Annotated in this window: 9 protein-coding genes; 1 reads left to right on the top strand and 8 read right to left on the bottom strand. The window is 41.9% G+C overall.

The window, feature by feature from the left end; translation table 11 throughout:
- Positions 1 to 3 precede the first annotated feature (3 nt).
- From NLF99_RS13100 to NLF99_RS13075, 6 genes are all read right to left on the bottom strand, one after another.
- Positions 4 to 2,082 (bottom strand): GDSL-type esterase/lipase family protein, encoded by a 2,079-nt coding sequence (locus NLF99_RS13100; RefSeq protein WP_254528842.1) that lies wholly within the window; start codon positions 2,080 to 2,082, stop codon positions 4 to 6.
- Positions 2,066 to 3,292, bottom strand: a complete 1,227-nt coding sequence (locus NLF99_RS13095) for an MFS transporter (protein ID WP_254528840.1) — start codon at positions 3,290 to 3,292, stop codon at positions 2,066 to 2,068. The genes NLF99_RS13100 and NLF99_RS13095 overlap by 17 nt, the downstream gene beginning before the upstream one ends.
- Positions 3,293 to 3,296: 4 nt before the next feature.
- The gene (locus NLF99_RS13090) at positions 3,297 to 4,418 is read right to left on the bottom strand and encodes a hypothetical protein (RefSeq protein ID WP_254528838.1); all 1,122 of its coding nucleotides are present in this window, start codon (positions 4,416 to 4,418) and stop codon (positions 3,297 to 3,299) included.
- Positions 4,418 to 5,341 (bottom strand): dihydrodipicolinate synthase family protein, encoded by a 924-nt coding sequence (locus tag NLF99_RS13085; RefSeq protein ID WP_254528836.1) that lies wholly within the window; start codon positions 5,339 to 5,341, stop codon positions 4,418 to 4,420. The genes NLF99_RS13090 and NLF99_RS13085 overlap by 1 nt, the downstream gene beginning before the upstream one ends.
- Positions 5,342 to 5,407: 66 nt before the next feature.
- Positions 5,408 to 6,979 (bottom strand): RagB/SusD family nutrient uptake outer membrane protein, encoded by a 1,572-nt coding sequence (locus NLF99_RS13080; RefSeq protein WP_254528834.1) that lies wholly within the window; start codon positions 6,977 to 6,979, stop codon positions 5,408 to 5,410.
- A 10-nt stretch (positions 6,980 to 6,989) separates the two neighbouring features.
- Positions 6,990 to 10,313: a SusC/RagA family TonB-linked outer membrane protein gene (locus tag NLF99_RS13075; RefSeq protein WP_254528832.1), complete on the bottom strand. Its 3,324-nt coding sequence runs from the start codon at positions 10,311 to 10,313 to the stop codon at positions 6,990 to 6,992.
- A gap of 127 nt (positions 10,314 to 10,440) precedes the next feature.
- Here NLF99_RS13075 and NLF99_RS13070 point away from each other — a divergent pair, with 127 nt between their 5' ends.
- Positions 10,441 to 11,151, top strand: a complete 711-nt coding sequence (locus tag NLF99_RS13070; RefSeq protein WP_254528830.1) for a FadR/GntR family transcriptional regulator — start codon at positions 10,441 to 10,443, stop codon at positions 11,149 to 11,151.
- A gap of 11 nt (positions 11,152 to 11,162) precedes the next feature.
- On the opposite strand, the gene NLF99_RS13065 is transcribed toward NLF99_RS13070, so the two are convergent.
- Both NLF99_RS13065 and hemH read right to left on the bottom strand, forming a co-directional pair.
- A complete protein-coding gene (locus tag NLF99_RS13065) occupies positions 11,163 to 12,419 on the bottom strand; it encodes a metallophosphoesterase (protein ID WP_254528828.1) in 1,257 nt (418 codons plus the stop codon).
- 1 nt (position 12,420) lies between these two features.
- Positions 12,421 to 13,455: a ferrochelatase gene (gene hemH, locus NLF99_RS13060; RefSeq protein ID WP_254528826.1), complete on the bottom strand. Its 1,035-nt coding sequence runs from the start codon at positions 13,453 to 13,455 to the stop codon at positions 12,421 to 12,423.
- Between the last annotated feature and the right edge of the window lie 57 nt (positions 13,456 to 13,512).

Genomic DNA, 13,512 nt, shown 5'->3' with positions numbered 1-13,512 from the left:
TTTTTATCTTTTAATCGAAAATGTGGAAACAGGCACTCCTTCCTCATTCGCTAAATTTGCCCTTGAAAAAGGCTTGTATCCATAATATATCTCCATTAAACCTCTAGGATTTTCCAGGAAAACCGAATTCCCTTTTATTTCCACGACCTTGAGATCTACCAAATTTCCGTTTTCATCTTTAGCCTGAAAACCTGTAACTTCTTTTGATCCCATTACCTTTAATTGCTTGGCATGACTGAACCTTATTTCATGTATATCTTCATTTTCATAAGAATAAATAGGTTGCGGGCTATCCGAATTATTATCCTTTCCAAATTCATGCTTCAAGACCAGATTAGCCAATCGTTTTCCAATGATTAACTTCTCTCTAGGGTGTACATCCAAGGAATCACCTAGATCAGAACTGACAGCCATATAGACATCCTTCAATTCATTGCTGAGCTTTCTTTGGCTATCCCTGAATTTTGGCCAAGAGGGCCTATCTATACTGGAAAGCTGAACCGTATAGAATGGCAACCTTTCCCGTTTACCGAAAAAGGGCTTATAATTCTCTCTCCAAGAAGCTATTAAAGTCTTGAATAGATGCTCATGTAGTTCAACGTTATGGGCATTACTTTCCCCCTGATACCATAGAACCCCCTTTAATGAAGCATCCTTCCACTTATTGTAACCTGCTTCAAAATTATAGGCCGGTTCATAGGGATGTCTTTGGTTCTTGACCATGGATTTCTTCAGATTAACCTCAGCTCTGCTTCTACAGAAATCCTGAATGAAATCGGATTTCCGCCACTGATGGATATAAGTCGCCAAAAGCGGATCGTTCTCCAAGCTTCTTCTCGGAATCCAAGACTCGGTATTCGAACCGCCCACGGCAAGTTCAATGATGCCAATCGGAACCTGCGTTTCCTTTTGTAATTCTATTGCAAAACTGTAGGCAATCGCTGAAAAGTTGGCGGCATTTTCTGCTGTTAGCTTTTCCCAGTTCCCAGAGAAATATTCCAGGTCATTTACTTTCTTTAAAGTAGCCTCATCCCACTCTTCATTATTTGTTTCCTTAAGGACCTTGTTATTAAAAATTCGAATATTATCGTGTTTGGAAGCCTCCTTAATCAATTCTTTTGATCCATTGGCATCCTTTAACGGGAAAGCCATATTGGACTGCCCTGATGCTAAAAACACATCGCCAAACAATATATCTTCTAAGATGATCGTATCCTGATCCGTAAAAATTTTCATCTTATATGGTCCACCAGCAGGTATGTCATAAATATCAATTCTCCACTCCCCTTCGGAGTTAGCAGGGGATAAGTAAGTTCCTCCATTCATTTCAATAAATACAGCCTGTTTAGCATTCGCTTTGCCTGTTATTCGATTAGTTTGATCCCGTTGCAATACCATATGCGAACCTATACTTTCATGTACGGAAAGCTTCTGCCTTACAGGAACTATTACATCGAAAATGGTCTTTGCAATAATTTCGGCACCTTGCTCCGATGGGTGTAGATAATCATCAAATAGATCGATACGAAAAGCTAAGGGCGGATAGAGATAAACGAGCTTGTGGAAATGTCTCACCGCTACAGCGCGTATTTCTCTCTTGATATCCCAGTACCAATCTCGAGTTCCTGAAAGGAATCGAGGATGTCCACTAAAAATTGGTGTGTTTTCACATACATAAACTTCCACCTTCGGATTTCCGTTTTTAAAAAGAGAGATCAGTTTATTATAGTTCCGTTGAAAGTCCATTTGGTAATTAGGCCAATTTCTTGGATCTGTATCATTCAAGCCTAAGTTAATGACAACCAAATCAGGTTTAAAGGCTAGCGCAGCCTCCAGTTCCTCTGATTTCAGATAAGGGTTATGCCCTTTTTCCAGTAGAGTTGCACCATTTCTCCCAAAATTGCGTACTTCATAATCATCGCCCAGTAACTGCTGCAATTGATCCGGATAGGTTTTCCCTTTGGCTAAATTAGAGCCTTTAGTCACTGAATCACCAATACAGGCCACCCTCTTCTTTTGTTGGGCAAAAAGAAAGTTGAACGATAGAATAAATAAGAAAAGTACTTTAATCGATAGCCTCATTTCCCTTCGGTTTTAATACGGCCAATTGAATGATCAATACGATCAACACAATTCCCGCCAATAATGCAAAATCACTTCCCAATTGTCCTTCATCTGCAGAGGCACCAAGAATCTTCGTGATATAAGCACCTGCAAAGACACCAACCATATTCATGATCCCATAGGCCGTTGCCCTGTATTTTGAAGATACAAACTGACAAAGGATGGGCATATTATTGGCATCAAACATCCCAAAACCAAAGCCGAACATCAGGCCTGCAGCAACGATTGCAAAGACACTGTGTCCATATCCAATCAATATTACCGCCGGAATGGTCGATGCCAATCCTATGGCGCTGGTATAGATCCTTCCGCGCACATTCTTTTGAATCCATTTATCGGAAATAATTCCTCCAAGGATTACCCCAAAGAATGAGGAAAGGGCTATGGTAATGGTTGCCAATGGACCTGCTTTTTCCATAGGGATATGCAGGTTCTCCGAGAATAAGGTAGGTAGCCAATTCTTGGTTGCCCAGCCCGGAAGGCTTGGAACAGCAAAATATAATAGGATGACCCAGAAAGCAATATTGGAAAACAACATGGAAAGCCCTTTTAACAGGGGAACCTTGTTTTCCACTAACTTCTTGGCATCAGATCGATGATCCGTTTCATGTAAAAATAGAATAAGGACGACGGAATAGATGATTCCGATCAATCCAAACAGGATAAAGGTATAATGCCAGGAATAGGATGCCGCAACGGTGGCACCAAAACCGCCTAATGCCTGTCCAAAATAAAAACCGGTCATGTGGATCCCTACAGCTAAGGACCTTGACTTATCCGAATGGTAATCCGCAATCAATGAAAGTCCCGCTGGAATATACAAGGCTTCACTGACGCCCATAATCGCCCGTAGGGCATACAGTTGCTCATAAGTATCAGCATAGCCCATCGCTAGGGTAACTGCCGACCATACAAACAAACTCCCTACGATCAACCATTTCCGGTTCCACTTATCGGCAACAATTCCCGCTACAGGACTCATAAAACCATATATCCAAAGAAATACAGCCATCAGGTTACCAAATACCGCAGCACTTTCCAATTCCAAAATATCGATGGCCATTGCAGGTCGCATGGTTGATAAGATCTGACGGTCCATATAATTCAGGAGTGCCACAAACCATAACAAGCCTACAACGATCCAAGGATATCTTTTACTGTTTTTCATAGATTTATTTTATCTGTCCAACCAAGATCTGATCGGTACGAACCCCCGCTCGAACCTCCCCAGATGGAATAAAAAATAGATTTTCTTTTATAACTGCCGTAGTGGTTACTGGACTTTCAGTTTCAATTCCCTCCAATTGTGACCAAGCACCTGTCTTCAGGTCATACACCAAATTCTCTTTCGAAAACCCGGGATGTCCTGCCTGAAGTTTATTCTTTGCTTGAGTCAATTCTTCCTTTTTCAGCGGATCATTTTCCTTGGCAATATTGGCTATAGCCTCCTCTACCTTTGAAAACGTGCTTCCATCATCCCCTCCGAACACAAAGATTTTCCCATCTTTATAGACTCCGGTCCCTGCGGCCAAAGCCTTAGGGAGCTTAGTAAGCTCACGAACACTTTTGGTATTTAGGTCCAATTCCAACAGCCCATCATAGATATCACTGATGGCATTTGGATTTTTCTTCCTTCCCCCAATGACATAGACCTTGTCCTTCCCATTGCCAAGCACAACAGCATGACTTACTGGATAGGGCAGTTTCATATATTCTATCCAATTTGCAGTGGAATCATCCAATTTCAGGGAATAAACCCGATCAGAGACCGATTCTGCATTTTCACCACCAATAAAGAAGATTTCGTTGGTACCTGCTGCCAAACCGGCATTGGTCAAAGCCACTGGCAAGGGTTTTAAGTATTTCTTTTCCAGTTTACCTCTTTCGGATAATTCATATTTGGCAACTTGATCAATTGGACCGATTTCATTTTCTCCGCCAGCAATATAGATGGCATCTGGAAGACTGAGATTGGCAGAATAGGCAATCCCAGTTTCAAGATTAAATATGGTATCCAGCTTTATGCTTGACCCTGAAATGGAAAAGATATATCCTTGAGATTGGTAAACTTTCTTTCCTCCATCCCAAGGCAATCCATCGGGGAAATTAGCACCAGCTGCCACAATCAGTTTGTCCTGAAGGATACCTGTTATTGGTCCTGCGACCCCTATATTTTTTGATCCAGAAATCGCAGGCAAATGACTTGCTTCTTCCCATACTAATCCAGACTTGCTCTGCAAACCAGAACAACCAACCACTAAAACCGCCATAGATAATATTGCCTTAGTCCGCATTAATTAATTGACTTAAAGGAATCAAAGCCCAATGCCGCAACATCAGCTTTGAACAACTCAAAATTCTCTTTTGACATATTGGCTATCGGTAAACGGAATTCTCCACAATCCAGGTCCACTAATTTCATGTAAGCCTTTCCTGTTGCAATACCACCATATTTACCTAACAGACGGATCATATCAATGGATTTCTGCTGCAATTTATTGGCTTCCTCAAAATTACCTTGGTCATATGCCGCTATCAGATCATTGTATAATGGAGCCGCATAATTGTAGGTACTTCCTACCGCACCTTTTGTTCCTAATACCAAAGAGGACAACATGTTTTCATCACGCCCCCAAAGCATATCGTACTTTCCATTTTTATGATTTAAACAAGACAAGAAATCCATAAAATCTTCATGCGTATATTTGATGCCTTTGAAGGTTGGAATCATATTATCCACAGCTTCCAATAGATCGATCATATTGTAGTTTCCACCGGTAAGCACTGGAATATGGTAATAATAAAATGCGGTATTTGGTGCAGCGGCAGCTATTTCCTGACAGCATTTCGCCAATTGCTGCACATTTGCAGGTTTGAAATAATAAGGGGAAGTAAAGGAAATGGCATCTGCTCCTTCTTGCTCAGAGATCACTGCCAATTGCTTACATTCCTTGACATTCGTACCGCCTAAAAACATAATCAGGGCGAAATCTGGATCGGCTTTTGTCAATGCTGTCCAGGCCTTCAATACTTGCACTTTTTCATCAAAGGTCAAGGATACCCCTTCACCAGTCGAGCCACAGATAAAAGCTCCTTTCACATTATTCTTTTTAAGCGACTGATAATAAGCAGGAATCAGGTCTAGGTTCAGTTCACCGTTTGGATCAAATGCCGTAAATGGAGCGGCAATTAATCCTTCAATTTTGTTTGTTAGCATATACAAATTATTAAAAACTAGATAGCCTATCCTGCTGGGCAGGATAGGTTTATATTAAATTTAACATTAAGTTCCTGAATATCCAGGATTTTGGTCTCCATCTAACTTCGGATCCGCCGATAGCGTTCCAAGGTCAATAGGCCAAAGAATTTTATGTTTTTGGGAATCATTGTTGTCCAACACCCCAACCAAATTCAGGTCCTTACGAAAAACCAATGGCGTTCCTGAGGCATCTTGCATGCGGCGTAGATCATACCAACGCTTACCCTCTGAAACAAACTCCTTGGTCCTCTCATAAAAAATGGCAAGTTCATTGGCTTCAAACCCTCCGTTTACAAATTGTGGAGCCGAACCTTTATAAGCCCTGTTTCGCACCAACATGATTTCATTAGTCGGATCTTGCCCCAATTTATTCTTGATTTCTGCCAATAACAGATAAGCATCGGCTAAGCGGTAAATCGGATAGTCATCTGAATAGCTTCGTACGCCTTCCACAATGGTACCCAAGAATTTACGGAGTACCACTGCATGCACATCGCCCTTGTTAAAGTTTAAGAAAGTTGCATTGGCTCTGCTATCTGCTGCTTCATACAGTTGATATAGGCCATATTTGTATTCATAACGGATAATGCCCGTATTGGAAATTTTCAAAGGATCTGCTGGAATGGCCTCACCTTTATCATCTACGTAGCCTGAAATATCATCACTCTGTGCATACAGAAAGTTATTGAAGAAACTGGTCGCCTCACCATATTGGTACCTCAAAGTAAAAATGGTTTCCGAATTTCCTTTATTGGCAGCTGAACTTGCCGTCGCAAAGACATTCGCATAATCATTGACTAGGGTGAATTTTGGTATTACGGCCTCTACAGCAGCTTTTGCAGTCTGAAGATCTTGTGCAGTACTTGCCGGAGCATTTCCGTCAATCTTTACCTTGGCGGACCATAGATACACCTCCGTTTTCAACATCTGTGTCGCAGCCAAGGACCACTGCGCTTTTTGGCTTAGGATATTATAGTCATTGTTGAAACTAGAAACTGATTTTTCAACGTCCGCTTTAATAAAGTCTAAGGTTTCTTTTTCCGTTTTACTACGGGAAGTGTACAACTCTTCAGCTGAACTCGGTGCCTGATTGGCTACCTTCGCTTCAGCAACCAAAGGAACCCTTCCCCAAGTCCGGAACAGATTGAAATAATAGAAAGCACGCAATCCATAGGCCTGCCCTAAATAATATCCTTTCTCCGCATCTGACAGGTAGGTTGCCGATTCCACTTGGAATATAAAGTTATTGATCTGGAAGATCTGTCCATAAAGGTTGGCCCAGCTGCTAAAACCAGGACTGCTTTCACGCACATCTTGGATGATGATCGAACTCGAGTTTAGGGATGCAGTACCTGTAAAACTGGTTCCATCTCGCAAAGTTCCACCTCTTAACTCTCCAAAACTCCATAAGGTTTGCTGCGCATTTCTTAATTGGCTATGGATACCAACCATTGCTCCTTTTACTTGATCCTGTGTTTTCCAGAAAGATCCACTTGCGAAATAATCCTCTGGGGTTAAATCCAATTCCATCTTGCTACAAGAGGAAAATGTTATGCTCGTTGCCGCTATTGCTAAGGCTATTAATATCTTTTTCATGACTTAAGTTTTAAAAGGTTAATTGAAGACCAAAAATGACCGTTCTTGGTAGTGGGTAACCACCCCCTCCCTGTCCAATCGACCCACTTTCCGCAGAAAACAGGGTATTGGCTGTCCAGTATTGAAGGTTCTGTCCGGTTACTGAAACACTTAAATCTTCCATCTTGATCTTGTTCGCCAAAGATCTCGGTAAACGATATGCCAAGGAAATCTCCCGGAATGCCAAATAATTACCTTTATTGTAGAACATGCTACTTTCTCGACTGGTATTGTTCTTGAACAATTGGTCCGCCCAGTAATAGGTTGGATATTTTGCGTTCGTGTTTTCTGGGCTATAGGTATCCAATACTTCCGTGGTCGTATTGAACGTTCCTTGCATCATCCCCAAAAACCAAGCTCTTGGTCCATCATAGGCAACATAGCCCAATGCATAATCAAATCTTGCACTCAAGGAAAAATCCTTGTAAGTGGAATAAAGACCAAATCCTCCAGTCCAACGTGGTACGGTATTCCCCATGTAAACCCTATCGTAGGAATTGATGATGCCATCATTATTGACATCTCTCCACATCACGTCCCCTAAGGCCAATGGATAATGCAGGGCTTTCTCTGAAGCCGTCATCGCATTGAACACATCCGGATGCACCAAGGTTCTCGCTCCGATCAAATCCTTTAGCTGCAGGGCATAATTATCCAGGTCCTGTTGAGTACGGATAATGCCCAAGGCCTCGTATGCATAAGCCACATTCGGATCCTGTCCTTCTTGTAGGCCTCCAACCCATTCTAATTCCATGGTACTTGGGTTATAGACTTGGAAACCATTCTGACGGTTGTTCTCAACCCCATTATATGGCAGCTTTAAGATCTTGTTCTTGTTGTAGGCAGTATTCCAGTTGAAGCTCAAGGTAAAATCATTTGCACGGATCGCTTGGTAATTTAAGTCTATCTCTACCCCTTGGTTTTGCATGTCACCATTGTTGGTCGTAATGGAAGTAAATCCTGCTGACGCTGGCAACAACAAGGTTGCGATTTTATCCGAAGTCGTTCTATGATAATAGGATACCGATAGATCTAACCTATTTAACAATCTGGTTTCTAAACCTACTTCTTTGGTAATCAAACTCTCCCATTTCAGGTTAGGCACGGCTAGGTCCGTCATTAAAAATCCAACTTGGTTGTCGTAATTGTGTTTATAGAGTAGGGATCCATTGGGGTTATAGGTCGAAGAATTATATACCCCTTGCAAAGCATAAGCTCCAATGCCGCCAATATTTCCGTTCGCACCATAACTAGCCCTTAATTTTAAGGTGTTGACCACTTGGTCAGTGCCCATAATATTGGCGAAGAAGTCTTCATTATGAAGGTTCCAACCTAATGACACCCCTGGGAAAGTTCCCCAACGATTATTCAATAGGTTTGAATAGCCATCACGACGCAAGGTCAAGGTCATTAGATAGCGTTGGTCATAATCATAGTTCAAACGTCCGAAAAACGAAGTGATCCTATTACGGACATGGTAAGAATCGATACCACGACGGTTTGCTTCGGTACTGGTCAAACCTAGATCCATGAAGTCATCCGATGGTGCACCTGAACCCGATGCTGAAAATCCTGTATTGTAGGAATCAAAGAATTCCCATCCTGCCATGGCATCAAAATTATGTTTCTCGCCAAAGGTGTTTTTATAGTTTAAAACCGCATTATAGGTTTGGTTCAAAATCTTGTCATAGCTTGCCGATGAGTTTCGAGTTCGCACCCAGTTACCTGGACTGGCTAAATAATCCCTGTTGAAGGATTCATTGTTGGTTTGGTTGATAAACCAGTTACCACTTGTTCTCAAGCTCAGCCCTTCATAAAGGTCAATGACAAAAGCTTGGGACATCGTAAATTTCTGGTTTTGGTTATTGCGGATAAAACGATCATTGTTTACCGCTGGGTTACCATCTTGCCAGTCACGGCCAACCAAAAGATCTCCATTTGCGTTAAAGCCACGCATGGTTGGAGGAGCCCCCAAAGCACGGGTCATATAATTACCTTCCCCATTGATGGCATCTCTCCATTTGGTATTCGCGAAATTCAAGCCTGAATTGGAAGTAATCCAAGGTTTGATTTTGTAATCACCATTTAGGATAAAGGTCAAACGATCATAATTGGTTCCAATTGGCACCCCTTGCTCATAGTATTTACCCAAACTTGCATAGTATTTACTCTTATCATTTCCCCCCTGCACGGCAAGGTTATAATCTTGGGTCAGGGCATTTTTGCGCAATGCATAATCGGTATAATCAAAATCTTTATAGATCAATTCTTTCCCTGTAACAGGATCGATCATGGTTTGGTACCCTTGGCCCAATAATTCCCTGTTGGAATCATCCAAGAACATGGTACTCCAAACGGCATTGCTCACCTTGTTTCCATCTAATATATTGCCCTGATCATCCTTATACTTGTTCCCAGTACCAAAAGGACCCACTGAAGTCAATTGGTTCAACTGGTTGGGTTGGTACATGCCAGAGGTCTGCACCCCTTTTCTCGACCAGTACAAATAGTCCTTGGCATCCAAGAACTCAAAAGGGATATTCAAGGAATTGACCCCGATCTTAGATTTCAGCGAAATATTGGACACGCCATCTTTACCACGTTTTGTGGTAATCAATACCACCCCGTTTGATGCTCTAGCACCATAAATAGCCGTGGCAGATGCATCCTTTAATACGTCGATGGACTCAATGTCATCTTGGTTGATATCGGAGAAACCCGAACGGATCAAACCATCCACGATCACCAACGGGGATCCTCCGCCCCCATAGGTTGTTCCTCCACGCAATACGATGTTTGGAACTGAACCCGGACGACCAGAAGTCTGTTGAACACGTAGGCCAGGAATGGTTCCTGCCAATGCCGATGCTGGGTTAGAACGAACTCCAGTCTCTAAAACGCGCTTGTCCAATCTGGACACAGAACCCGTCAGGTTTGATTTCTTAATGCTACCATAGCCTAAAACCACGACTTCTTCTAGATCTTCTCCTGTTGGGTTTAATGAAATCCTTACCGAACCTAGGTTCGCTAAGGTTAGTTTGTGTGATTGATATCCGATTGAAGAAAATGCTATGACATCCGATACTTTAGCTTGAACGCTAAACTCTCCCTGTTCGTCGGTCTTTGTAACATGTCCTTGGGTTTGATTGGAAACTGTCACCCCTACAAGTGGATTTCCTTCTGGGTCTGTAACCGTTCCATTTAAAGCAGTTTGCGAAAATGCTGCGAGGTTGAGGCAGCACAAAAAGGCCAACAAGAGGACCCTCCGCAAAGATTGATCATATAGGTTTTTCATAATAGATGAATAATTAAATTGGATTATGTTATACATAATAATTATTCAAATGTAATACATAATGTTTTACAACCAAACATTTTTTTAATAATATTGTAACATTAAATTAAACCTTCATAGCAAACCTATGGATCAGCAGAACCCTTCAATGGAAAAATTAGGCAGTATTGACACCTCAAGCCTCGTCGATAAAGCGGAAGTAAGGATTATTCAATTTATTCAGGACAATAAGTTGAACGTGGGCGATGTATTGCCTAAGGAATTAGATTTGGCGGATAGCCTAGGTGTGAGCAGGACAGTTGTTAGGGAGGCCCTATTAAGGCTTAAGACCATTGGTTTGATCGAATCCATCAAGCATAAAGGTGCCGTACTTAGAAATCCCGATGTCTTGGGTTCATTGAGAAAGGTATTCCACCCTTCTATCTTAGATAATGAAACCTTGAAGGATATGTTTGAAATGAGATTGGCCCTAGAAGTAGGTATGGCTGATTTTATTGTCAATAATATCACCGATGAGGATATTGTTGAACTGGAAAAGATAGCGAACGAAATAGTTTCCGGTGATACCGCTAATCCTTGGCATGTAGAGGATGAGATCCGTTTTCACGGGAAGCTGTACAAGATATCTAAAAACAAGATCTTATTGGAATTGCAGGAAATGCTATTTCCTATTTTTCAGTATGTACATCAAAGCGGCTTATTGGAAAAAGACATCATGAAGGGAGATTTTATCTCGCACAAAGAATTGGTCCAAGTATTGAAATTAAGGGATGCTGAAGCCTATCGAGATGCTATCAGAAAACACCTAAACAACCATTTTGCAAGGATTCTAGGTTAAGAAATTGGCAATTAACCTTTAACCAGTTCAAAAATGGTGATTTCAGGCGCAATACCGACACGCCCTGGGTAACCCAAGAAACCATATCCTGTATTGACATAAAGTTGAGAGGCTCCTTGTCTATAGAGACCCGCCCATTCTTTATAGATATATTTTGCTGGACTCCATTGGAAGTTTTCACCGCGGACCCCAAATTGCATTCCATGGGTATGGCCTGCAAACATAACGTCCACATCGGTTTCCAATACCTGTGCACGCCAATGAGATGGGTCATGCGACAATAATAATTTAACTGCCTTATCTTCTGTACCTAACAAGGCTTTCGGAAGATTTCCTTTTTTGGGGAATCGACCTGTACCCCAGTTCTGCACACCGACGATGGAGATCTCTTCGTTACCTATTTTCAAGGTACGGTTCTCATCCATCAAAAGATCCCAACCCATCACTTTATGGGTTTCGATCAGATCTTGCAGGTTTTTACGTTTAGCTGGCGAATCACCGGGACCAAAGTAATAATCGCCATAATCATGGTTTCCTAAGGTGGAATAAACCCCGAGGTCCGCTTTGACATGTGCAAAGATATCTTGGTAATCACGCATTTCAGAGGCTACATTGTTCACCAGATCGCCTGTAAAGAAGATGGCATCTGGTTTTTGTGCCAATAAAAGCTCAACGCCGCCCATAACGGCTTTTTTATTATAGAAAGAACCCGAGTGTACATCCGATATCTGTCCGATCGTCATTCCATGGAATTCCTTCGGTAAGTTCGGTAGCACCAATTTCTGGCGTCTAACCCGGTAATCATAAGCAGTGGAAATAACGCCCCAAGCCAAAGGAACCATGGGAAGGGCAGCCACGATGATCCCTGATTTTAACAGGAAATCTGAACGGGATATCCCTTTTTTGGGCACCTCCGGTAATGGCTCTTCTAAAGTCTCAATCCTTTCTTCCAGATCCTTGCCTTTGCCCCTAGAGAATAGACGTCCGACCCAAATCCCCCCTCTTCGTAAATCATCGACGATCAAGACGATAGCGTAGACAAACTTGCTGACGGCAGTCAGGAAAAAGGCTACTAATATTATGGAACGGATAGAAAGCGGAATGTTATATTGAAATGAAATAAATAATCCTACCAGCAAAGACAGTGAATAGCCCCACCATAGGATGGTAAACCACCTTGTCTTGATAAATCTAATATTCGTTGCCCTTAGCGCAAAAAATATGTAGAAGTCTAATAAGAATAATATTACTGCATTTAATTTTAACATCTTAATTTCCGTTTTCCAACACCATTCGTTTCAAGGCTTCGATCCACTTCGGATTGCCGTTCAGGCTCTCCACCATGTGGACCTCTTCTCCGCCCATTTCTTTAAACTCATTGGCGTATTCAACCTGTATCTCATCCAACGTTTCAATACAATCGGCAACAAATGCCGGACTGAACACCAAGAGTTTTTTCTTCCCTTCTTTTGCCAAATTATGCAGTGTATCTGAAGTATATGGTTGAATCCAAGGGGTCTTCCCTAGTCGTGACTGAAAACAAACCGTATATTTCTCCTCAGGTATATTCAACTTTTCTACGATTGCACGCGTGGTTGCATAACATTGCGACAAATAGCAAAAGGAGTTCAATTCTTTCTTGCAAGAATCGCACCCAAAATCAGGACACTTCAATTCGCCCTTAGGATCCACTTTTCCTAACTGTCGAACTGGCAGTCCATGGTAACTGAACAGGAAATGATCATATTCGCTCAAGTCATGTTTATGCGCATGTTCTGCGATAACGTCTACCATTAATGGATTGTCGCAATAACTACTAACGAAACTTACCTTCGGAAAGTATTGCCAACTGCGCATCAATTCCATGACACGGTCGATGACCGAACCGGTCGTAGCCGATGCATATTGTGGGAAAAGCGGGATGACAATAATGGAATCCAAGAACATACTTTCCAGATTCTTCAGTGCATTAGGAATCGAAGGTTCCTGATAACGCATGGCCAATTCCACATGATATTCATCACCGAGTTCCTGCTGCAGCATCTGCTGTTGCAATTCACTGTAGTACATTAAAGGGGATCCGGTTTCCTCACTCCAGATGGTAGAATAGGTATGAGCAGATTTTGAAGCTCTTTTAGGAACAATAATTCCCTTGACCAACAAGGTTCTTGAAACAAAAGGAATATCCATCACGCGTGGATCCATTAAAAACTCTGTTAGGTATTTCTTTACTTCACCGGTAGTCGGTGAATTAGGGGTACCCAACTGGACCAACAATACACCCTTTTTAGCTTTTTTACTCATACTAAACACAAAATTAGGCAATATTTATAGCAATACAGGCGCAATGGTAGATTTCAA

Origin of the sequence: Sphingobacterium sp. LZ11T8, assembly GCF_024261425.1 — a bacterium.
GTDB lineage: Bacteria > Bacteroidota > Bacteroidia > Sphingobacteriales > Sphingobacteriaceae > Sphingobacterium.
This window is presented reverse-complemented; position numbering and strand designations above follow the sequence as displayed.